This is a genomic window from Vibrio scophthalmi LMG 19158 (assembly GCF_000222585.1).
Classification (GTDB): Bacteria; Pseudomonadota; Gammaproteobacteria; order Enterobacterales; family Vibrionaceae; genus Vibrio; species Vibrio scophthalmi.
Genome location: NZ_AFWE01000080.1, coordinates 15,746 through 37,261, shown reverse-complemented (window position 1 = coordinate 37,261; position 21,516 = coordinate 15,746). Strand labels below are relative to the sequence as shown.

The 21,516-nt window shown below is 41.8% G+C and carries 21 protein-coding genes and 1 pseudogene; 4 read left to right on the top strand and 18 right to left on the bottom strand.

Going from position 1 to position 21,516, the window contains the following annotated elements:
- Nucleotides 1-3: 3 nt before the first annotated feature.
- Genes RH88_RS07435 through RH88_RS07425 form a run of 3 tightly spaced genes read right to left on the bottom strand, consistent with a single transcriptional unit; the run spans nt 4 to nt 1,768 of the window.
- Nucleotides 4-354 carry a hypothetical protein gene (locus RH88_RS07435; RefSeq protein ID WP_005594636.1) on the bottom strand — a complete coding sequence of 117 codons (351 nt, stop codon included), beginning with the start codon at nt 352-354 and terminating at the stop codon, nt 4-6.
- Between the two features lie 57 nt (nt 355-411).
- Nucleotides 412-798 carry a hypothetical protein gene (locus tag RH88_RS07430; RefSeq protein ID WP_005594635.1) on the bottom strand — a complete coding sequence of 129 codons (387 nt, stop codon included), beginning with the start codon at nt 796-798 and terminating at the stop codon, nt 412-414.
- Nucleotides 799-832: 34 nt separating this feature from the next.
- Nucleotides 833-1,768, bottom strand: coding sequence for a hypothetical protein (locus RH88_RS07425; protein WP_005594633.1), 936 nt, complete (start codon nt 1,766-1,768; stop codon nt 833-835).
- Between the two features lie 1,048 nt (nt 1,769-2,816).
- Here RH88_RS07425 and RH88_RS07420 point away from each other — a divergent pair.
- A complete protein-coding gene (locus tag RH88_RS07420) occupies nt 2,817-3,437 on the top strand; it encodes a hypothetical protein (RefSeq protein WP_005594631.1) in 621 nt (206 codons plus the stop codon).
- 88 nt (nt 3,438-3,525) lie between these two features.
- Here the strand turns inward: RH88_RS07420 and yghU are convergent, their stop codons facing one another.
- Both yghU and RH88_RS07410 read right to left on the bottom strand, forming a co-directional pair.
- Nucleotides 3,526-4,386: a glutathione-dependent disulfide-bond oxidoreductase gene (gene yghU, locus RH88_RS07415; protein ID WP_005594630.1), complete on the bottom strand. Its 861-nt coding sequence runs from the start codon at nt 4,384-4,386 to the stop codon at nt 3,526-3,528.
- Nucleotides 4,387-4,545: 159 nt separating this feature from the next.
- Nucleotides 4,546-5,040: pseudogene (locus RH88_RS07410) on the bottom strand (glutathione S-transferase); the annotation flags it as partial.
- 339 nt (nt 5,041-5,379) lie between these two features.
- Between RH88_RS07410 and yegD the strand changes: the two are divergent.
- Nucleotides 5,380-6,732, top strand: a complete 1,353-nt coding sequence (gene yegD / locus RH88_RS07405) for a molecular chaperone (RefSeq protein WP_005594628.1) — start codon at nt 5,380-5,382, stop codon at nt 6,730-6,732.
- Between the two features lie 49 nt (nt 6,733-6,781).
- Here yegD and RH88_RS07400 read toward each other — a convergent pair whose 3' ends face one another.
- From RH88_RS07400 to kduD, 4 genes are all read right to left on the bottom strand, one after another.
- Nucleotides 6,782-7,405, bottom strand: a complete 624-nt coding sequence (locus RH88_RS07400) for a bifunctional 4-hydroxy-2-oxoglutarate aldolase/2-dehydro-3-deoxy-phosphogluconate aldolase (protein WP_005594627.1) — start codon at nt 7,403-7,405, stop codon at nt 6,782-6,784.
- 58 nt (nt 7,406-7,463) lie between these two features.
- Nucleotides 7,464-8,393 (bottom strand): 2-dehydro-3-deoxygluconokinase, encoded by a 930-nt coding sequence (gene kdgK / locus RH88_RS07395; RefSeq protein ID WP_005594626.1) that lies wholly within the window; start codon nt 8,391-8,393, stop codon nt 7,464-7,466.
- Nucleotides 8,394-8,502: 109 nt separating this feature from the next.
- Nucleotides 8,503-9,036, bottom strand: coding sequence for a YgjV family protein (locus RH88_RS07390; RefSeq protein WP_005594625.1), 534 nt, complete (start codon nt 9,034-9,036; stop codon nt 8,503-8,505).
- Between the two features lie 47 nt (nt 9,037-9,083).
- Nucleotides 9,084-9,845, bottom strand: coding sequence for a 2-dehydro-3-deoxy-D-gluconate 5-dehydrogenase KduD (gene kduD, locus RH88_RS07385; protein WP_005594623.1), 762 nt, complete (start codon nt 9,843-9,845; stop codon nt 9,084-9,086).
- Nucleotides 9,846-10,125: 280 nt separating this feature from the next.
- Between kduD and kdgR the strand changes: the two genes are divergently transcribed.
- The gene (kdgR, locus tag RH88_RS07380; protein WP_005594621.1) at nt 10,126-10,908 is read left to right on the top strand and encodes a DNA-binding transcriptional regulator KdgR; all 783 of its coding nucleotides are present in this window, start codon (nt 10,126-10,128) and stop codon (nt 10,906-10,908) included.
- A gap of 75 nt (nt 10,909-10,983) precedes the next feature.
- On the opposite strand, the gene RH88_RS07375 is transcribed toward kdgR, so the two are convergent.
- From RH88_RS07375 to RH88_RS07340, 8 genes are all read right to left on the bottom strand, one after another.
- Complete coding sequence (locus tag RH88_RS07375) at nt 10,984-12,471, bottom strand: DUF2264 domain-containing protein (protein ID WP_005594620.1); 1,488 nt, start codon at nt 12,469-12,471, stop codon at nt 10,984-10,986.
- Between the two features lie 102 nt (nt 12,472-12,573).
- Nucleotides 12,574-13,215: an RpiB/LacA/LacB family sugar-phosphate isomerase gene (locus RH88_RS07370; protein WP_005594618.1), complete on the bottom strand. Its 642-nt coding sequence runs from the start codon at nt 13,213-13,215 to the stop codon at nt 12,574-12,576.
- 144 nt (nt 13,216-13,359) lie between these two features.
- Nucleotides 13,360-14,400, bottom strand: a complete 1,041-nt coding sequence (locus tag RH88_RS07365; protein WP_005594616.1) for a glycoside hydrolase family 88/105 protein — start codon at nt 14,398-14,400, stop codon at nt 13,360-13,362.
- Nucleotides 14,401-14,574: 174 nt separating this feature from the next.
- Complete coding sequence (gene agaF / locus RH88_RS07360; RefSeq protein ID WP_005594615.1) at nt 14,575-15,015, bottom strand: PTS galactosamine/N-acetylgalactosamine transporter subunit IIA; 441 nt, start codon at nt 15,013-15,015, stop codon at nt 14,575-14,577.
- Nucleotides 15,016-15,027: 12 nt separating this feature from the next.
- Nucleotides 15,028-15,912 (bottom strand): PTS system mannose/fructose/sorbose family transporter subunit IID, encoded by an 885-nt coding sequence (locus RH88_RS07355; protein ID WP_005594613.1) that lies wholly within the window; start codon nt 15,910-15,912, stop codon nt 15,028-15,030.
- Entirely contained in the window at nt 15,902-16,672 is a 771-nt protein-coding gene (gene agaW, locus RH88_RS07350; RefSeq protein WP_005594611.1) for a PTS N-acetylgalactosamine transporter subunit IIC, read from the bottom strand. The genes RH88_RS07355 and agaW overlap by 11 nt, the downstream gene beginning before the upstream one ends.
- 11 nt (nt 16,673-16,683) lie before the next feature.
- The gene (locus RH88_RS07345; RefSeq protein ID WP_005594610.1) at nt 16,684-17,172 is read right to left on the bottom strand and encodes a PTS sugar transporter subunit IIB; all 489 of its coding nucleotides are present in this window, start codon (nt 17,170-17,172) and stop codon (nt 16,684-16,686) included.
- Nucleotides 17,173-17,186: 14 nt separating this feature from the next.
- Complete coding sequence (locus RH88_RS07340) at nt 17,187-17,972, bottom strand: DeoR/GlpR family DNA-binding transcription regulator (protein WP_231893132.1); 786 nt, start codon at nt 17,970-17,972, stop codon at nt 17,187-17,189.
- Nucleotides 17,973-18,720: 748 nt separating this feature from the next.
- Between RH88_RS07340 and RH88_RS07330 the strand changes: the two genes are divergently transcribed.
- Complete coding sequence (locus RH88_RS07330) at nt 18,721-20,484, top strand: BglG family transcription antiterminator (RefSeq protein WP_005594605.1); 1,764 nt, start codon at nt 18,721-18,723, stop codon at nt 20,482-20,484.
- On the opposite strand, the gene RH88_RS07325 is transcribed toward RH88_RS07330, so the two are convergent.
- Nucleotides 20,432-21,484 (bottom strand): M42 family metallopeptidase, encoded by a 1,053-nt coding sequence (locus tag RH88_RS07325; RefSeq protein ID WP_005594603.1) that lies wholly within the window; start codon nt 21,482-21,484, stop codon nt 20,432-20,434. The genes RH88_RS07330 and RH88_RS07325 overlap by 53 nt on opposite strands.
- Nucleotides 21,485-21,516: the final 32 nt, after the last annotated feature.

The window sequence follows — 21,516 nt, the reverse complement described above, 5'->3', positions numbered from 1 at the left end:
GATTTAGTGTCGTTTCACCCTTCTCATCATCACCTCAAAATCAGAATCGTCTATTTGATAGTCATCCCTTGCAAGGTGAAGCTGTTGCTCAATGTAATAGACATTATCCATCGAAAGTTGATCGTACCAGTCAAGTGCTTCAATGACGCATAACCTTGTATAATTGGGAAATGCCAGTAGTACATTGATTTGGTTCGACACAACTAAATCTCTGACGGCTTTTTCTATCAACTCTAAATCATTATCGTCAATACGCTCTGCGATCTGCCATTTTTCATACATCTCACTGATTGACCACGTTTCTATTGCCCTTGTAATAGCCTTATTTTCTACTGCGTTACTCTGTTTTATCATTATTTTTCTCGCTTATAGTTAGTGCAGACTCCGCTGCTGTTTGTCCCCTTCTTATTTTTAGGAGTGAATGTCTATTAATTCACGAACCAACACTTCTCTTAGACCATAAAAAATGTCGGCCTTTTTGCACTCAAGATATTCATCAAAGCTGTCAAAACATTCATCCCCTCCGTGATAAAGGAACTCTTCTTCATCGCTCCAAATCTCAGCTTTGAGCCGAATTGTTTCAGTTTCAATAACGTGATATCTATCAATAACTTCTAAGTATTTGAGCACTTCCAAAGCCAAATACTCAAAGTCAGGCTTTTTATCCCAGATACAGCTATCAATTGTTTCTTCTAGCTCTTCAATACCAGTTAGTTCATCGTGCCAAAACCAACCACCATAGCTCTCGACTGCTTTCTCTAGCTTCACTAAAATATTTTTTGTATTCATTCTTTCCATCAAATAATCCTCTTCATTTATTTTCTGTTAGTTTTCATTGCTCTAAAGTGTTCATACTGCCATTGAGATCAACACCTTTGACGAATGTCCATCGAGAACCACGTTTCAAGTGTTTGTACTCATCTTTCTTGTAAAAACATTCTGCTCTCAAGTTTCTAAAGTGAGGTACACGGTGCGTTATTTTTCGACCTTTTTCTCCTTCACTAACTTGAAGCCGACTTTTAGAATATTGAGCTGTTATTGCTTGATAATTCGATTTATTTTTTCCTTTTGGAAAAACCATTGTCGAGGATGGATAACCTTTTTTTAGCTTCTCCCCGTCCGTTGCACTGTGATAAACACATAATGCTAAAGCGATCTTGGTCAACGCATCTAATGCTTCTGTCCCTTGATTCTTTAATGGTCTTAACGCATTGTTGTTAAGCACAGAAGTGAGCTTCGAGATATGTGCAAAGTTCGAATCAATAACACCAAATCCATTTTCAAACTGGATTGAGATACACAATTCATCATCTCCATATTCAGTGTTATAAACATCTCCGAGAGTAATAACGGATGGACCATAAAGATCTAAAAACTCTTTGCGTGTCATAATCGAAACAAGAGCACTTTTAAGCTCAACACCATTAATGACCGTCTTTTCGGGAAAGGACATTGAAAAAGATTTAAAAGGAGGTACAACAGCAAAGTCTTTTTCATAATTAAACTGAGAACTATGCAAGCATTTGACAAGAGCTTCATTCTCTAAAAATATCACTGGAGAACCTAAAGTCCGCCACTGCAACTCTTCACTGAGAGTACGTTGCAACGGCTTCCCATCCACTGATTGACTAGAGAGTGCTTTTATCGTTTTCACAAATCGAGGAAAGCTCACTGGTTTACGACCAAACATATTCCTAAGAGCTTGTTTTCCTTGAGTTGTACTTTTGAACATTTCTAGTTGATCTCGATATAATTTTGTATATTTCATAATATTTTCCTTCTAATTGATTATTTGTTTTCTTTGGGGTGCAAGAACCCCCGCCCAGAGAGCGTATTACTTTAAGTTTCTAATTAATTAACGTTCTAAATTAGGACAATCAGAACGCTGGCTATGAAAAACGCCACAAATAGAAAGAGAGTTGATGGAATTGCAGATATGAAAATCCCTCGTAAGTGATAGACACGAACGAGTGCAAGGTAGGTTTAATTTGAATCGATGTTAATAATGACATAGCGTTTCCTCCAAAGTTAATTTGTCACCAAATCACAAAACACACAGCCTGAGATGAGTGGCGTTTTAACGAATTAGCACAGCATTTTTCAGTGATAAAACACACTGAAAATCAATAAACGTCAGGATCGTAATCGCAATACACGACACCTATTTATGTTTCTCTATCGCTTAAAGCGAAGGCACATCAATCCCAATAAGATTGATCTGATAGCCTAAAAGCTATCAACAACGTTTATTCACTGTTCTTTCGTCAAACACTCCTCTTCAAGTGGCACTTACAGTTATTTTGTGTAGCTACCCTCATCAACGGGGCTGCTAAGTTTTATTCGAACATTTCGTTCGTACTATTTGGCGGCAAACAACGGAGGTGTATGTCCGTAGATAAGCCAATATAAAGCGAAAATAATTTTCACTTACGCTAAAGTGTCATTCGATGACTCTATCAATTATTCCACTTCCTTTGGAATACTTAGCGATTTCAACACTAAAACTCACGTACAACGTTTAGTGTTCTCATATCATATCAAAATTAATATCAAGATGCAAGAATTATTTTATTTTTTTTCTTGACAACTAAGGATTTTTCACTCTCAAATCCTTTTAGAAAAAGGGATTCACTAAGATATTTTTTTGAAAAACTCGCCGTCTCGTTCAATTTTCCAAGCACAATAATATTCTCTAAACGCAAAAACACCGTAGTTGAGGGATTTTTCTCACGCTCAACTTTTACTCAATTTGACGTTTATTCGATTTATGGATCACTGACTTAGGGTTTAAAAACCCGTTTTAAAAGGAGTGAACTATGAATAACACTACAGAATTGAACATCAATACCACAGCATTTCAGCGATTTTCTCAGAAACAGGGCGAAGCCCATTTGCTGCGAGTCGCAGCATTGCACAGAGAGAAAGAAAATATCTTAGAAGGATTTTTGATTGAGATTGAACATCGCAGACACACCAGCTGGGATATGCAGCAGTATTACTTATCTGAGGTAAACCCAAAATTAGCCAGAATAGGCGGAAAAATCTCAGGACAAACGAGACAATTTAAACACACGCTTATTACTCAGATCTTGAATCAGCTTATCAACAACCACCCTGAACTATTTAGCGCATTCTCGTGTTTGGCAATGAGTTTCTTTGCACTGAACTTGTTAGGTGTTTGTCCGACCAAGAAATCCATACTATCGCTAATCAAACCCATTTCAGACAAAAAAAGACTCACTGAAAACGGTCAAGGTGTCGAAGATAAGGTAAAAGAACTGTTTGAACGCCATCTAACAAACCAAGTTTTGATCAAAGACCTTTTTGATACGCAAATGCTCAACTACCAACAGCAAGTTCAAGCGCTTTCTGAAGAGTCCAGAGAGGCATACTTGCAGATCAAACAAGAGCTGAATAATCAAAAGAAGGAGGCGTAATTCCTCCTTCATTGCAGGGTTAGAAAACCATTTTTTAAACCCTTGTCGACCGTTCTTAACCGCTTAGAGTCGTGAGTTGTGTATAAGGTTATGGGCGGATTTGCAACACACGATCGATATCTTCAGCAGAGTGTCGTTCTGGGACTTGTTCCCATTCTTCCCCCCAACCTTTATTCACCACTATGCCTCGTTGTACCGCTTCACGAGACTCTATTTGTTTAGCCCAGCGTACAACGTTCTCATAGGTATGTACTTCTAGGAACTCAGCAGCATCATATAACTTGCCTAGCACCAAATTGCCATACCAAGGCCAAATAGCCATATCAGCGATAGTATATTCTTCACCAGCGACATAAGTGTTCTTTGCAAGTTGTTTGTCTAGCACGTCAAGTTGACGTTTCGCTTCCATCGCAAATCGGTTAATAGGGTATTCTTGCTTTTCATCCGCATAAGCATAGAAATGACCAAAACCACCGCCTAAGAATGGGGCAGACCCTTGCGCCCAAAACAACCAGTTAAATGTTTGGCTACGTGCAGAACCATTACTTGGCAAAAACTTACCAAACTTTTCAGCAAGATGAACCAGTATAGAGGCAGATTCAAACACGTTTACGGTTTCGCTTCCCGATTTGTCAACTAATGCAGGGATTTTAGAGTTGGGGTTTACTCCTACAAATCCAGAAGAGAACTGATCTGATTCACCGATATTGATGAGGTATGCGTCATATTCAGCCTCTTTAATACCTAGAGCCAAGAGTTCTTCAAATAAGATAGTCACTTTTTGACCATTTGGAGTGGCTAGTGAATAGAGTTGAAATGGGTGTCCTCCTTTAGGTAGCTCTCGTTCAAATCTAGCGCCAGATTCAGGACTGTTTATATTGGCCCATTTGTTACCGCTACTAGCTTCGTTTTTCCAAACCTTAGGCGGAGTGTATTGCTTTTCGCTCATAGCTATATCCCTGTATTTTTGTTCGTTTAAGTGAGTTGAGTAGCTGAATTATTACTATACAAAATACCACTTAATTATTTTGTATAGTGCTTCGTAAAGCCTAATTAATTGAAATTAATGAATATGTTTAGAATGATGATTTGGGTGGGGATATTGACAAGCGTACAAATGACCAAATCCCCCTCCTAGATATGGCGCACTGCCTTGTAACCAGAATAACCAGTTCATCGCGACCGTGCGCTGAGCAAGCTCTTTTGGTAGTAATTGTCCAAATTTTTCCGCGAGATATAGCAAAATATGCCCGGATTCAAAGACGTTAATCGCAGGCGTGACAGAATGATCGACCAACACTGGAATTTTTGAATTAGGGTTCGCCGCGACAAACCCTGAAGAAAACTGGTCGCCATCACCGATACGGATCAAATACGCATCATACTCTGCCTCTGTTACACCGAGAGCAAGTAGCTCTTCGAGCATAATGGTAACTTTCTGACCGTTTGGCGTACCCATCGAATAAAGTTGTAGTGCATGTTCACCCACTGGCAACTCTTGCTCATGACGAGCACCGGATGTTGGGCGATTGATACTGGCCCAAGTGCCGCCGGTATTGGTATCTTCTGTCCATACTTTTGCTGGGATGTATTCATTTGTCATGACTTTTCCTTTTATAAGTTATACCGCTCTACACAGACGATCTGGGTATTAAGCAATCAAAATACAACCAAATGACCCGATTTTCTAAATATGATATCCAACCAAGTAAGAAGCAAAACATATATAGCCACCGAAGCCGCAAGATAAACTTGGGTGGACAAATAACTTATTGCTTCAGACCTGTTTCTCTGTTTTCAAGAGCGAAATTTTCCAACCGCCAAGGGAACATCATCATAACGTAGCCTAGTCGCAATTAAGAAAAATGACCTATTGCCCTTGACCCGTCTACGCATCTAAGGTTTAGTGTGCGCCCCCTTGTTTCTAGTCTCTGAGGTATACATGTCTATAGGTTTCGATTTCGGTACTGCAAATTGCAGCGTCGCTCATACTGTTGATGGCAAAATCACCCAAATCCCATTAGTCGGTGAAAATGCTTTTATCCCATCAACACTGTGTGCGCCAAACGCAGAATCGGTCTCTGAGTATCTTTTTCGCTATTTAGACATAAAACCGAGTGATGAGACTAACGAAGCCGTTCTTCGTCGCGCGGTAAAAATCAACCGTGAAGAAGGGCTTGAAGTCCAAGCTGACGATGTAAAGTTTGGTCATCAAGCACTCGAGTTATATCTCGAAGATCCAAAAGACACCTATTTCGTTAAATCACCGAAATCATTTTTAGGCGCAATGGGACTGCGTGATATTCAGCTCTCTTTCTTCGAAGATCTGGTTTGCGCCATGATGAGCAATATCAAGCGTCGTGCTGAACATTCCATTCAAACGGATATTACTCAAACCGTCATTGGTCGACCGGTAAACTTTTTAGGCCGGGGAGGTGAAAACTCTAATATCCAAGCGGTTGATATCCTCACCCGTGCAGCCAAACGTGCCGGATTTAAAGATGTCGAATTTCAGTATGAACCCGTTGCTGCCGGGCTTGATTTTGAAGCCAGCTTAACCGAAGACAAAAATGTTCTCGTGGTCGATATCGGCGGTGGTACCACTGACTGTTCGATGATTCGTATGGGGCCAAGTTGGCACAACAAACTGGAACGTAATGACTCTTTACTCGCCCACACTGGCCAAATGGTCGGCGGTAACGATTTGGATATTTTTATTGCCTTTAAATGCTTTATGAAAGAGTTTGGTCTTGGCAGTAAATTACTCAACGGTTTAGATTTACCCCTAATCCAATATTGGAATGCGATGGCGATTAACGACGTCCAAGCCCAGCGCAGCTTCTATGGCAGTGATAATCTAAAACCACTGCGTGAGTTTTTCAAACAAGCCGCAGAGCCAGAAAAGCTAGGCCGCCTATTGAAGCTACACCAAGAAACCTTGGGCTACGGCGTGATTAACCAAGCGGAACGAGCAAAAATTGCCTTATCTGACCATGATGATTACACCGCGCTGATTGACTTAATCTCTGAACGCGTTGAAATCATCACCCAGCGCAGCGAAATTGAAGCCGCCATAGATAATCCAATGCTGAAAATCCGCAATTTGGTGGAAGAAGCCGTCACACAGAGTGGTATCAAACCCGACGTGATTTACATGACCGGCGGCTCAGCACGTTCCACCGTACTGACTGCCGCTGTCGCGTCGGTATTACCGAATACTGAAATCATCGCTGGCAACTACTTTGGCTCAGTCACTGCAGGCCTAACTCATTGGTCTAATTTGATTTATCGCTAGTTAACACAAACAGAAAAAGGAGCTTCGGCTCCTTTTTTGTTAACAACCGTTAGCGAATGATATTGGCCACTTCAGCCACCAGCGCTGCTAGCTCATCCCATTGCTCATTTTCAATCAAATCATTGGGTACCATCCAAGTTCCGCCACATGCCAATACGGAAGGGATCGCGAGGTACTCTTTAACATTTGAAGGGCTCACACCACCCGTTGGCATGAATTTAACAGGGTAAACCGCAGATAAAGCTTTGAGCATGCCCGTGCCGCCAGAAGGCTCTGCAGGGAAAAACTTCAATGTAGTGAGTCCCATTTCCATCGCTTGCTCAACTAAGCTTGGGTTATTGACGCCCGGTACGATAGCCACGCCCCGTTGCTGACAATATTTTACGGTGGTTGGGTTAAACCCAGGACTAACAATAAAATTAACACCTGCTTCTATTGCTTGATCGACTTGCTCGCTAGTTAACACCGTACCAGCACCAATAAGCATTTCCGGGTAAGCTTCACGCATATTTTTAATCGCTTGCACCGCTTGTTCAGTACGGAAGGTCACTTCCGCACACGGCAATCCATTTTCAATCAAAACTTGTGCGAGCTTGGCCGCTTTTGAGGCATCTTTAATCGCGATGACTGGGACAACTTGTATTTCGGTTAATTGTTGATTAAGCGTTTTCATCTTTATTTCCATAATATGAGTAATTTAAATAAGGGTATAGAATGCAATTCGCCACCCACTAAATCATCGGCATTAAGTCTGGAGAAATAATTGCTCCACGATGCTGGATAACCGTTCCCGCTAAGGTATGCCCAGCCTTTGCAGATTCTTGCATATCACCACCCAAAATACGTTTCGCAAGATAACCCGCACTGAATGAATCACCGGCGGCGGTCGTATCAATAATGTTTGTCACCGGGATTGGTGCAATCGAATCAACACCTTGTTTAGAAATAACCAAACACGCTTCGGCCCCACGCTTAATCACAATTTCTTGCACACCTAATGCTTGAGTGCGCTCAATCGCTTGTTGCTCTAGGTCATCACCATAGAGTGCTTGTTCATCATCAAACGTGAGGAAAGCGATATCCGTCAGGGCTAATACCTGCTTATAGGCTTGTCTTGCTTCTTCTTTATTATTCCAAAGTGTTGGTCGATAGTTATTATCGAAGGCAATGCTTACACCTTTTGCCCGAGCGTTCCTCAACAACTCAATCAAGGATAGGCGACAATCCTCAGGTAAAATCGCCAAGCTAATACCACTTAGATAGATCATCTGTTGCTGACACAATGCCTCGCTTAGCTCGGTCATGGCATGTTCACGTAACCAGTACTTAGCGGCGGAGTCATTACGCCAATAAAAAAAACTACGCTCGCCATCTTCCGCTGTTTCAATTGCGTACATTCCCGGCAATTTATTTTCTGAAATAAACACCATATCGGTATTCAATGATTCTTGCTGCCAAGATGCCAACATCTCTTTACTGAATGGGTCGTGGCCTAAGCCAGTCACATACGACGTTGTTACACCTCGCTGTTTTGTTAAACGAGAAAGATAAACGGCTGTGTTGAGTGTATCGCCGCCAAACCCTTGTTCGAGAACACCGTTATTTTTTTTTAACTCAACCATACACTCGCCAATGATAGCGACTCGTTTAATTTGCTTCATACAACCCCTTTAGCATTCGATGCTACTAAGAAAAAAGCCAGCTCTAAGGCCAGCTTGAAATTTCCCGATAAATCTAAAATTTGCGTTTATTTTACTGACGAATGCAGGCTTATTGATTAGTGGCCACTAACTGCTTTTTATCTTTTAGTAAGCGCATTATCGTCACGACATTGATACTGATAACACTCACCTCTAATAACGTACCGCCTATCGACCCAATCAGAATATTGTTAATCAGCCAACATGTTGCTCCGGCAAGAAACGCTAAGCGCATCGCGATACCTTGCAGCATGAACACCGAATAAGTGCCAATAACTGTGCCAACAATTGGCCAAAGATCCCATACCGAATCGGCAAGGCTCACTCCAAAAATCACACTGACAACGATAAACACCATCGCGACCCAAGCGGAAGAAATGTAAATCGCTGTAGCAGTGCGTAATGCCGACAATAGTGCGCTAAGTGCCGATATGACCGAGCCCATCAACACATAGTGAATAAGATGGTTAAGGTTTAATATCAGCATAACGATCTTTAATCGACGGTCGTTTTTTTGATAGAACGTCGATAAACCTAAGGCAAAACTAATCAAGCCAAAAGTTTGAGCCAATAATGATTGCTCACTTATAAAATCGACAATCATCACTAACGCCTTGCCTATTCATTTCCCTTAGCGGTCACTTTAAATCGTTAGCGAGATAACCAGCCGCCATCTACGGCAATGGTATAACCATTGATGTAATCAGAAGCATTTGATGCCAAGAACACACAAGGACCTGCCAAGTCAGCAGGCTTACCCCAGCGACCAGCTGGGATGCGATCGAGAATCTCTTTGTTACGCGATTCATCAGCACGTAAAGCCGCGGTGTTGTTAGTTGCCATGTAACCTGGTGCAATCGCATTAACATTGATGTTGTGCTTCGCCCATTCGTTTGCCATTAGACGAGTCACGCCCATCACACCACTCTTAGACGTCGTGTAAGAAGGTACACGGATACCGCCTTGGAAAGACAACATTGATGCGATATTAATGATCTTGCCACCTTCACCTTGAGCAATAAATTGCTTTGCGACAGCTTGCGATAGGAAGAATACAGACTTCACGTTGATATTCATGACGTCATCCCAATCTTGCTCTGAAAAATCAATCGCATCGTTGCGGCGGATGATGCCCGCATTGTTAACTAGTACGTCGATACGGCCTAATTCTGTCACCGCGCGATCAACGATGGCTGGAATATCATCAAGCTTCATCAAGTTCGCGCGAACGTCAATAAACTTGCGGCCAGTCTGCTCAACCATTTGGATTGTTTCAGTTGGTTCAACAATGTTAACCCCAACAATGTCACAACCTGCATTTGCTAAACCCAATGCCATACCTTGGCCTAAACCTGTATCACACCCCGTTACGATGGCGACTTTGCCTTGTAAATTAAATGAATCCAAAATCATGTTATTTCCTTAAATGCTGTGCAATATTCTGGCTCTTTTCTGAGCGCCTGTTCACTGTATACAAGCAAAATATCAACACATCAAAATGCTGTATAGTTATTTTTGAAATGGCGTTTCAAAAATAACTATCGCCATCACAATTTTGCACCTAAAAGTAAAACGATGTTTCAATTAAATGAAATGGCTTTTTAAAAAACTAGCCGAAGCAAACACGCTCTGTATAATGAGCGCTATTCTGCATGAGCAAGAACATGCACAGGTATATGCATAAGGTAGGAAAATGGAAAAGACAACTCAGCCTGAAGCCGTCTCTTCAGTAATGAAGGTATTTAGTATTCTTCAGGCATTAGGCGAACAAAAAGACATTGGTGTCTCTGAGCTTTCTCAGCGCTTAATGATGTCTAAAGCGACAACCTATCGCTTCTTACAAACCATGAAAATGTTGGGTTACGTTTCCCAAGAGGAAGAAGCCGATAAATATGGCCTCACCTTGAAACTGTTTGAATTGGGTGCAAAATCGCTTGAGTATGTCGATCTTATCGCCTTGGCCGACAAAGAGATGCGCTACATCTCTGAGCAAACCAATGAAGCGCTCCACCTTGGTGCATTGGATGAAGACGGGATTATCTACATCCATAAAATCGATTCTGGCTACAACCTCAGTATGCAATCACGCATTGGTCGCCGCAATCCACTGTATAGTACTGCGATTGGTAAAGTTTTATTGGCTGAACGTGACGCAGAGTTCGTCGAGCGAACGCTTGCCGATGTAACGTTTGTAAAACACACCGAAAAAACCTTACAAAATACTGCGCAATTGCTGACAGAACTTGAGTTAGTCCGCCAGCAGCATTACGCCGAAGACAACGAAGAACAAGAGCCGGGGTTACGCTGCATCGCCGCACCGATTTATGATCGCTTTGGTCAGGTCATCGCAGGGCTTTCGATCTCATTCCCGACCATTCGTTTTGATCAAGAGCGACTCTCTTACTATGTTGAATTGTTGCAAACTGCAGGTCACAACATATCAAGACAGTTAGGCTATGATGTGAACAATCAATAAACGGCATAAACATGAGGGGAATACTCAATCGTATCTGTCGTTCCCCTCAAACATGCTGCTAGAGACCCCCTGCAGCTAGAGAAACAATGATAGCTTCGAGCTATAACAAGTTACTCCTTTTCGCAGCAAATTGTTTTTCGGCCTTTCAGCCCGCCCGGAAATTCGCTCTTTCAGTGCATGAAACAAAGACTGGGATTCCAACCGCCGATTTAATGGTGAAGGTTGTGGTAAATATTCTTCTCTGAACAAAACCGTCACCTCCTGAGTTTCTTTGATGCCAACAACCAGCATGTCTGGGCCATTTAAAGAAAACATAAAGCTCTCCTTTTCAATTTCCAACGGCATTTCTTTTGCATCCCACAAGCCGACTTTATCACCACAATAAATCGCGATATTTAATGCTCGGAGTGACCAAAAACTGCTTGCTGGGCCACTGTAATTATCTGTCAATCGGAGGTCATCACCGAAAAGACCTTGAGTGGGACGACCTTTTTCCAGCGCACCGTTGGTGATAAAGAAATCCAAATTGGTTCTAAACGCTCGTTTAAACTGGCCCAAATAATCCTCCGGTATTGACCCATGGCAAGCATCTAATGTGGCGATTAACGGTGCCGTGGCAGCGAGACGATAGCAAGCGCTGCGACCAAACATAGGAAAACCCTGCGCGGTAAATAGGTAACGTGCATTATCACTAAACGATCGTAAACCAGTGCGAATGAAATTCGGGTCAAACGCAGGATCGATTTGGTCAAGCCAATAAAGTGAATAATGAAAGCCCCATGCGTTATAGTAATCATAGTTGCCTTTAGCACCGTCTCTAAACCAACCATCACCTACATAAAATTCCTTAACACGCGCATAGCGTTGATGATCAATCTGATCATTACCCGTTAGGGACTTCAAAACCAATTGAACCGTTAAAGGAAATAAGTGCCAGTTATTATCAACTGTTTTGGCTTGATTAACTTGTTCAAACCATACAACAATTTGCTGCTGTTGCTCCGAAGAAAAATGGTCCCAAACAAATGGTTTGCTCAACCACAATGCCAACGCCAGATCCGCACTTTCGCAGATTCGCTGATCATAGTTTTCAATTGCGCCCCAATATCCTACATGCTTTGGATCTGTGCCGGCGAGGAAGGCCTGTCGCATCCAATCCGCGATATCAAGAGGCTGATGATCCAGTGAATACAAACCAGCCTTGTTGCTTTTGTTTGCATGTAACCAAGCAGCAAGGGTTGGTAGCACACGGCTACACCCTTCCATAGCATCTAATCTTGCCGTTTGTTGACTACAATACCCGGGATAATAAGCGTGGCTATAATCCCATACGGCATAATGCTGGAAAGCTTCGGCAACATAACTTACCAGTGAATCACATTGATGTTTCAGCTCCCCTGGCTGAGCAAAAATAGACTGGATCTCGCTGTCGCGTTGAGTGAAGTTTGAATTTTTATACTTAAGCCGAATTAGATTTTGCTTAAACAATTGTAAGCGCATTGATAGATCAGGATGCTCACACGGTATATGTGGCCGATCTGATGATGGAATATACTTTGCCATTTTCCCTCCTGACTAGCGAAATAAATCCGTGATAGCCCTCAGCATTGAAAAAAAAGACCAATCAAATGATTGGTCTTTCGCTACAACATTTCTAAGCCACGACTAGTTCAAAATTGTACGTACGTAATCGGCAATTTCGCCCATTTGACCATTTTCAAACAGACATTGTTGGAAGCGCTCACCCCCACAAGCAGTGCGAACAAGTTCAACATCAATCGCTTTTAGACCGTCAAGATAGTCTTTTGCTACTGCATGTTTTACATCATTCAAAATCGCCGCATTTTGCTGTTGAGGTAGAGCACGCTCAACTGGGTACCCTTGTCCAGCTTCACAACCAGACATCAGTACTTTTTCAAAAATACCGCGAACATTTAGCTCGGCTGCCCAACCAAAGTTTTTAGCAAAAGCCAATGACAACGCATTGCCATTATTAATTTGCGTGAATAAGAAAGCATCTGACGGCTCTAATGCGTAACCACACACGACATTGGCATGAGCATTACAAGACATCAAAGCACCTTGACCAGTGCCACAGCCTGTGAAAACAAAATCAACCGCTTTTGCCGCTAACAGAATCGACGCTTGAATACCCAGATGGATATAAGTGAGATGGTGATCTTCAGCATCACACATACCAACGTTAAAAATCTCATCACCACTTTGCGCAGTAACAAATTCTAGTTCTTTTAGGATAATTTCATTTTTAGCCGCTTGGCTATTTTCCATTGTTAAAGCAATTTTCATTTCGAATCTCTTCTTTGATGACACAGAACAAAATGCCTGCGTTTATATATCCCAACATCGATGCAGTTTTATTTATTAGAAATATAGTCATTGAGCCAACTGACTTTGTTAGGAGAATAACCTTAGATACTTAATACAATATGGCTAACTTGTCAGAGCCAGAACTGCGGTAGCTGCAAGTAAAAATGCGCCAGCGCCGTAATCAATATTGTGTTCAAATTCCACATCACGTGGATTAAATGCGGGTAATTGAACCCAACCAATCATGCCATCTTCATGAATGCATTCTTCCAATGCAGACCATGCTTTATTGACAACGGGTAAGTACGTATCACGATCAAGGTAACCTTGTTCAATACCCCAAGCCAAACCATAACAAAACAGAGAGGTTGCACTGCTTTCTTTGGCTGGATAGCTCTCTGGATCCAACAAACTGGTGCGCCAAAATCCATCTACTTGCTGGTACTTGATCACTTCTTGTGCAAGCGCACAGTACATTTGAATGTATCGAGGACGAGCAGGGAAATCTTCTGACATGTGTGCAAGAATGCGAGGAACAGCGGCCAGTACCCAACCAATACCGCGACTCCAAAATACCTTCTCGCCATTCGCTTCTCTAAACTCGGTTCCTTCAGCATTAGGGATGTAGCGTTTATCACGGTAATAAAGGTTTGTTTCAGGATCGAATAGATTGTCGACCGCATCCCACCAAGCCTTATCCATGTAGTTCAGGTATTTGTCGTCACCCGTTACAACGCTCATACCCGCAAAAACCGGAGGAGCCATAAATAACGAATCACACCACCACCAATCTTCACGACCGGGCTTAGGTTCATTCACCATAAGGTCTAACGCTTTAGTGGCATATTCAATCGATTCTGGAATATCAAATAAAGGATATAGAGGTAGATACGCTTGCATGCATACATGATCATCAGCAAAGCGAGGTAATGGCCCTGGACGGAACCCTGTATGTAAAGAAAAATCTAAAAGACCTTCTAAGTATTCGTGGTCATTAGTTGCCTGCCAAGCATCCGCAACGGAAAGCCAAAATACGCCTCGCTCCCAATCCGTTGCTTTCAAAAAACGTTTTTTACCCGTACTACGAGTAACGTATCGAGTTCTGTTGTCACGCTGCCAACAATACACTCGCTTCATTTGTTCTAATATTTGATTACGATTCATTATGTAACCTTATTTAATCTATTTTTCTACTAATTTAATATTAATTAAATCGGCATTACTTTTATTAAACAGCAAAAAAAAGGCACTACTATCCTGACTAAACAAATCCAATTCAGGGGGAGAATTGAATTAAACTCAGTAGTGCCTATATTTAAGTTAGGAGCTTATTTGATTTTACAATTCGTCTTCGAATGAATCTGAATTATTATTCTCTAATTGAGCAAGTTCTTTCTTCATATCTTTCATAGACTGAGAACCAATCTCGCAAACGATATCAGTTAGTTCGTCAAGAGAGACACCATCACGTTCGAAGCATGCATTAGTGATCATTGGTAAGTTACAACCAGCAACCACTTGGACATCATCACGGTTTAGCATAATGGCGACACCACGATTACATGGTGAACCACCAGGAACGTCTGTAAGAATTAAAACTCCTGAACCATCATTCATTTTTTCAATCGAAGAGATCATTTGCTCTTCTAACTGTTCTGTTGTCATTGTAGGAACAAAATCAATAAACTCTAATGACGCTTGCTCACCGACAATGGCTTCGACCGCAGATTGCATACCCGTTGCGAAGTGAATATGGCCGGAAACAATAATACCTATCATAATAAGCCCTTATTAGAAGATACCCAGTAAGTGGCCACCAACACCGGCAAATAGAGTGCCGAAAATAAGTGCCGTTGGAGACTTGCCTTTTTTCACTAGATAATACATCAACCAAACAAGTGCCATTGGCAATAGATTTGGCATTAGCTTATCAAGCATACCGGTTTGCAAACTAATATCTGCAGCACCCGCTTCGAGCTCAATGACCGTCGAAACTTTTACATATTTCGCAACCATCGAACCAATGACACCAAGACCGACAATGTTCGCTGCTCGACCCAGTTTCTCAGCTTGGTCTGACAGTTTTTCTAGTGCCGATACACCCGCGTTATAGCCAAGGAACAATAACCAGAAATACATTGGAATACGGTATGACTGATACAGAATAAAGAAAACCAAAACACCAAGAGGGTTACCCTGCAACGCAATCGAACTACCGATTGCAAGTGTTAAAGGCAGCATTACCGAATGGTCTAACGCATCACCCACACCTGAAACTGAACCCATCGTCGCTGCTTTTACTGAGGCAATCGTTGATGGTTTCTCTTTGCTCTCTTCCATTGCAATTGCAAGACCAAGTGGCAAAGTAAACATTTTCGGGTTGGCATTGTAAAACTGAAGGTTATTCTTTAACGCCTTCTTAAGGTCTTCTGGGTTTTTGTGAATCTTTTTCAGTGCAGGACTAATTGAGTAACAAAAACCACCTGCTTGCATACGGTTGAAGTTAAAGTTGCCTTCCATCAACAAGCCACGGAAACCGATTTTCCACAGATCATTTTTGGTAATCACTTTAGTTGCCGTTTTATCGCTGTAGCTATCCGTGTTGCTAATTACTGCACTTACTGAATCATCGTGGTAATGATCAGGATTCATCGTCATTTCAGAATTAGAGTTCATCATCAAATACCTGTGTTTGAGCTGCTTGAGGAGTGTCAGACTTTTTATTGTTCATGTAATCAAGGACGGCAACACAGGTAAACACAAGCGCTGTTCCTAGAATCGGCATATTGAAATAAGTCGAGCATACAAAACCTAAGAAGAAGTACGGTAAAATAGCAACGTTAAACATAGTACGAAGTAACATTGCAAAACCAACCGCTGGCATCATACCGCCCGCAATCGCCATACCTTTCACGATACTTTGAGGCAGGTATTCTTGAATAAATTCAGCGCCAGTAGCACCAAAGTAAATAGCACAGAAACCAACCACACCGTATAGCAATGCACGCGCACTCAAACCGATATATATAAGCTTATCAATACCTTTTAAGTTTAAACTCTCTGCGTATTGATCTGCTTTTTGCATCATTGGTGCACAAGAAGTAAAGAGGAAAAGAACACAAGTTTGCATTGCCAAGGCAAAAGGTATTGCCATACCAATCGCCGCTTCAGGCGTCATATCAAGTTTGATTGCGAACATCGTACCTACGATTGCACCAACCGTGGTATCTGGTGGCTGAACACCTGCGTTTGCAACAAGACCTAACCATGCAAGCTCGAATGTCGCACCTGCAATTAAGCCCATTTGTAAATCACCAAGAATTAGACCGACAACGGTACCGGTGACTAACGGTCTGTGAATACCAGTGAAAACATCGAATTTATCGATGCCACACAGCGCCGCCCAAACGGCGACTAAAATAGCTTCCATTAACATTTTATTTCACCTTAGATTTGTAAATCTTTCGTCATTTCAAAAATGCATTCTTTTTCACTTTCAGGCATATGCTGAATAGTACTTACACTTCCATGGTCACGCAGAGAATTAAACGCAGCCATATCATGTTTATCGACGTTAATATATTTATTAACTGCCACACGTCCTTCATGAAAATGCATATTACCAATATTAATTTCAGGTAATTTAATTCCACCTTGGACAATTCTTGAGAAATCAGTTGGATTTTTACACAGCAACAGAATTTTTCTGTCCATCCCTGCTTTTGGCAAATTGGCTATCGTTTGTTCTATCGTTCGGAAAATAACCGCAAAATCACTTCCTGCAGAGGCTTTAAATGGTGCTTGAAGCGGTTCCATTTGTGCAATCTCATCATTTGCGACAAGAATAGTATTTGCGCCAGAATGCTTGCCCCACTGCAAACGAATTTGACCATGAATTAGACGTTCATCAATACGTGCTAAAACGATATTAGCCATGCATATATCCTTAATTAATTATTAGAACTTAGTTTTAAAATTTTTACATTATTCAATTCCAATGACTTTTTAGTTTCGTCATCCAAATCGTAATCTGTGACAACAGTATCTATTTCATTCGGTTCGCATGCCCAAAATGAATCGTTATGAACAAATGCTGAAGACTCAGCAATAATTGTGACTCTCTCAGATAACTTGCATAACAAACGAATCATTTCAGCATCAAACTCACTCTTAGAGAAAACACCTAACTTAGTATTAAAGCTTTCAACATGAATGAGAACATTATTAAATCGATACTGTTTTAAACTATTAATCATATGTGAACCGGACATTTTCATTTGTTCGGTATTCACACGCCCACCGGTAACGAAAAACTTACAATCCGTTATATGAGGGATATTTTGAATTAAATTGAGATCTCGGGTAATAACGGTCGAACTCTTGAGATCTTTTACATGCTTCAACGCTCTTCTTATCAAAGGACTGCTATCGATGAAAATCGTACTTTTCTCTTCCAACGCACTATGAAATGACTGAGCGACATATTCATAAAAGTCTGAACTTGCATTTTGGCTTTTGGATGTCGCCGACATCGCAAGTTTGGATAGAACAGCACGGTTAACTAAAGCAAATCCATGTGAGCGAACGATATAACCATTTTCATCAAGAAAACGAAGATCAGCCCGAATCGTCGCCCCTGTCACATTAAAGTAATCAGCAAGTTCATCCACGTGCATTTTCCCACGCACGCCAACCATGTTTGCTATTTCTAATCTTCTTTCTATGGCTGTTTTCATCGTTGCGTCCCCTTTAACTGGTTCGACGCACATAATCTTGCTCTTAGATTTTCATTTGCTTTCATTTGATGCAATTCTCTTTCATGTTCTTTAATTGAGCAATTACTTTTTATAGTAAGCTTGACTAAACTCACAATATTCAGCAATCCAAGTATCGGCATTATATCTCAACCACTTGATCATTCCATCTAAGCAATGACGCCCTCACTCAGCTATATAACACAAAAAGAATAAAACCATTAAAATACAATACTTTAACGAATAAACGCAAACATGGGTCGTTATGTAATTTATGAAATTCTGCAATTAAGATCACATATTTTCCCATGTAAATTCCATTTATTCTCAAGCGAACAATAGCTGGTTAGAAGTAGGTTTTTAGCTCAAACATTTCTATTTTCACTTTTTATTTTTAAACTTTGAGAAAAGAAAATGAAAGCAAATGAAAATGCAAGATTACGAACATTTGTTAAACAGAGATAAGCTTTGGAGAAAAGGAGTTTTCATTGAGGAGAAGATCCGGTTCCTAATGTACGGATCAATTGCTATTGCCAATTCAGTACGAATCGCGAAACAACCGAAGAAAGCGGTATTACCAGCAACACCTATACAAGCCGTGATTTGGAAGAATGCTCACAGCACTAAGAAACATCGTGTATTGAAGGGCTTATTTTCGTAGTTCAGCTCTCATCTTTACCCAACACATATTGCTAGACTTGGCCCACTTTTTAGTAAGCCTAACTATCTGATGAGCCTAAATAAACAGCACTTTGATATTGTCACGGCACTGACGATGCAAAGCAGTACCATCAATGCGCTTGCCGCGGTGTTTAATATGACGACGCGTAATCTGCGCTACGCCATCGAAAACATCAATTACTACCTAGAAAAACTCGAGATGACACCGATTGCACTGACGCAAGGTGAACTGCATTACCCTTACGATCCGAGCCGTTTTTTCAGCGATTGCCTAGCCAGTAATTTTGTCTTTTCCAAACATGAGCGAGAAGAATACCTCGCAACAACGGCTTTGTTCGCGCCAGAAACACCACTTTGTGAGATTCAAAACTACTTACGCGTTAGTAGGCCAACCTTGAATAAGGATCTGCGTAATACCAACGAGATTTTTCGCGCGTTAGATCTTGAATTGGAAGTGATCGATCAACACCTGTTTGTTTCCGGTAAAGAAAAGCAGATCCGTTACTTGCAGATGTGTTATGCCTCTAAGTATCTCTATTGCAAAAATAATGAGCAGCATTACCTACAAAAACGTTATTTCTATGAACGTGATATTGTGGCGATTGTGCGTGCATATATTGAGAAGTATAACCCACAGCCCGCCTTTCCAGCCGTCAGCCGGATCGAGGAAAACGCTGGTTGCTCATTGAGCCACGAATTCAAAAATTTATTCACCATTTATTTGATAATCACCTTGGCTCGCATTCAGCAAGGTGTGCTGATCAATCGTAAAAATAACGCTTCGTTTCTGCAGTCCACCAAGGCATTTGGTTACATCCAAAACGCACTGAATTGGCAACAAGAGTGCTACCGATTTGAAGCTCTGCATTTAGCTGAATACTTTCTCGGCGGTATGAATACTGATGGGTTCTACGAAAAACGCCTGCAGGCCGAAAGCTTTATTTTTCAACTCGTCAGCGATATTAGTCGCTATTGTGGTGAGGATTTATTAAGCGATACAACATTGCTTAATGACATGGTTATTTATCTCACTACCGCCGTCTATCGAGCTAAAAATAATCTCAATACTCAAATAGGCGAACAAAGCCTTTATTCCCGCCAGTTATTCGACCACATCAAACTCATTGCCGACCAAAATGGTCACCATTTGGTCGAGCCATTACGCGATGAAGAGGTATGTTACTTAACGCGATTGATCCATAAGGCTATCGAAGCACGTAGTCAAAATCCGATGTCACTGGAGAAACTGCTATCAATAGCAAAAAGCTGCAGCCGAGAGCTCAATACAGAAGAATTTGTCGCTAAATTGATCAAACAAATGGGCGATAAGATCATCGATGACCGTACCCTACCCGCGTTAGATGATTTGCTGGTGACACTGAGAAACAACAAAGAGATGCCAGCCAGCTCAGAGTTAACACCCATCTTAAACTGGTTGAGTGGTGAAATGGAAACGATGGGGTTGGTAACGAAAGACTACGCCAGTGGCGTGCAAACATTGATGCATGCCAATAGCCACGCTTATTTTGCCCAACATGGGCTGCTGATTTGTCATGGTAAAAATGCGGCGCACTCACGCCGCATTGCCATCGCTCACCTGCCACTTGCGAAGCCGATCTGCGACAATTTCAACCGACCAGTCAGACAAATAATGATGATTAGCCATATTGATAATGTTCAGCATCTGCGTGCGGTCTATCAGTTACATCAACGTTTAACTGAGCAAGACCCATTCGCAATGTTAAACGAGCCAGAGAGCCCTATTGGTAGTAGGGGTACAAGCGCGCTTTCTGCATTTCATCCAGTTGAGTGATCACCTGTTGTAACAAGCTCAAACACTGTGTGGCATCGTGCTGATTGACTTGGGTATACGCCGAGTGACAGTTCCGGACTGGCAAAATAATCGCCAGTCCGGCGATACCACTGCCAACCAATGTTGCCGGGCCATTATCGGTGCCACCACCCGCAAGAAAATCGCGTTGCACCGAAATGCCGAACTCTTTGGCCACATCGCTAACAAAGTTAAGTAATGGGTAATGGCCAAGAGCGATTTTATCCGCCACCACCAAACATGGCCCATTGCCATAAATTCGTTGTGAACCCGAACTGCTGCTAACATGTTTCGCCGTGGCAACATCCAGTACTAAAACCACATCCGGTCGCAGTTGCTCAATCGCCGTTTTTCCGCCTTTAGTACCAACTTCTTCCTGCACAGACGCGACAAAATAGAGATCACATGGCAAGGCTTTATCTGCCATAGTGCGCATTAATTCAATACCAAGCCAACAACCAATACGATCATCCAGCGCTTTAGCCACAAGATTGCCGCTATTGTTGAGATCAAAATGGCGTGTAGCAAACACCGCGCTATCACCTATTTCAATACCCATTGACAATACATCGTCGGCGTTGCTCGCACCAACATCGACCCACAAATCATCAATCGTTAATTCCGCAGCCGCTTTATTACTCCAGACTAAGCCTGTGTATTTTTGACCACTGCGCGTTTTGATTTCGAGCTCACTATTGATCGCCACAGCAGGGTCAATACCGCCAAGCTTAAAGACTTTCAATAGACCATCTGGGCGAATTTCACGGATCAAAAAACCCACTTCATCCATGTGCGCGACGACCGCTACCTTAGGACCGGTTGCATGGCGGTTAAGGCGTGCAATCACACTGCCTAGACCGTCAAACGTAATCTCATCTGCGATCGGCGCAAGCGCATCACAAATCACTTTTCTCACTTCATCTTCACGTCCAGAAGGACCATGAGCATTATTAAGTTGAGCCAACAAACTAAAATCTGTCATTGTTATTACTCCCGGCTTATTCATGCCGATTT

Coding starts and splice junctions, on each gene's coding strand:
- RH88_RS07435 (WP_005594636.1), bottom strand. CDS start 354: ATGATAAAACAGAGTAACGCAGTAGAAAATAAGGCTATTACAAGGGCA.
- RH88_RS07430 (WP_005594635.1), bottom strand. CDS start 798: ATGGAAAGAATGAATACAAAAAATATTTTAGTGAAGCTAGAGAAAGCA.
- RH88_RS07425 (WP_005594633.1), bottom strand. CDS start 1,768: ATGAAATATACAAAATTATATCGAGATCAACTAGAAATGTTCAAAAGT.
- RH88_RS07420 (WP_005594631.1), top strand. CDS start 2,817: ATGAATAACACTACAGAATTGAACATCAATACCACAGCATTTCAGCGA.
- yghU (WP_005594630.1), bottom strand. CDS start 4,386: ATGAGCGAAAAGCAATACACTCCGCCTAAGGTTTGGAAAAACGAAGCT.
- yegD (WP_005594628.1), top strand. CDS start 5,380: ATGTCTATAGGTTTCGATTTCGGTACTGCAAATTGCAGCGTCGCTCAT.
- RH88_RS07400 (WP_005594627.1), bottom strand. CDS start 7,405: ATGAAAACGCTTAATCAACAATTAACCGAAATACAAGTTGTCCCAGTC.
- kdgK (WP_005594626.1), bottom strand. CDS start 8,393: ATGAAGCAAATTAAACGAGTCGCTATCATTGGCGAGTGTATGGTTGAG.
- RH88_RS07390 (WP_005594625.1), bottom strand. CDS start 9,036: ATGATTGTCGATTTTATAAGTGAGCAATCATTATTGGCTCAAACTTTT.
- kduD (WP_005594623.1), bottom strand. CDS start 9,845: ATGATTTTGGATTCATTTAATTTACAAGGCAAAGTCGCCATCGTAACG.
- kdgR (WP_005594621.1), top strand. CDS start 10,126: ATGGAAAAGACAACTCAGCCTGAAGCCGTCTCTTCAGTAATGAAGGTA.
- RH88_RS07375 (WP_005594620.1), bottom strand. CDS start 12,471: ATGGCAAAGTATATTCCATCATCAGATCGGCCACATATACCGTGTGAG.
- RH88_RS07370 (WP_005594618.1), bottom strand. CDS start 13,215: ATGAAAATTGCTTTAACAATGGAAAATAGCCAAGCGGCTAAAAATGAA.
- RH88_RS07365 (WP_005594616.1), bottom strand. CDS start 14,400: ATGAATCGTAATCAAATATTAGAACAAATGAAGCGAGTGTATTGTTGG.
- agaF (WP_005594615.1), bottom strand. CDS start 15,015: ATGATAGGTATTATTGTTTCCGGCCATATTCACTTCGCAACGGGTATG.
- RH88_RS07355 (WP_005594613.1), bottom strand. CDS start 15,912: ATGAACTCTAATTCTGAAATGACGATGAATCCTGATCATTACCACGAT.
- agaW (WP_005594611.1), bottom strand. CDS start 16,672: ATGTTAATGGAAGCTATTTTAGTCGCCGTTTGGGCGGCGCTGTGTGGC.
- RH88_RS07345 (WP_005594610.1), bottom strand. CDS start 17,172: ATGGCTAATATCGTTTTAGCACGTATTGATGAACGTCTAATTCATGGT.
- RH88_RS07340 (WP_231893132.1), bottom strand. CDS start 17,972: ATGAAAACAGCCATAGAAAGAAGATTAGAAATAGCAAACATGGTTGGC.
- RH88_RS07330 (WP_005594605.1), top strand. CDS start 18,721: ATGAGCCTAAATAAACAGCACTTTGATATTGTCACGGCACTGACGATG.
- RH88_RS07325 (WP_005594603.1), bottom strand. CDS start 21,484: ATGACAGATTTTAGTTTGTTGGCTCAACTTAATAATGCTCATGGTCCT.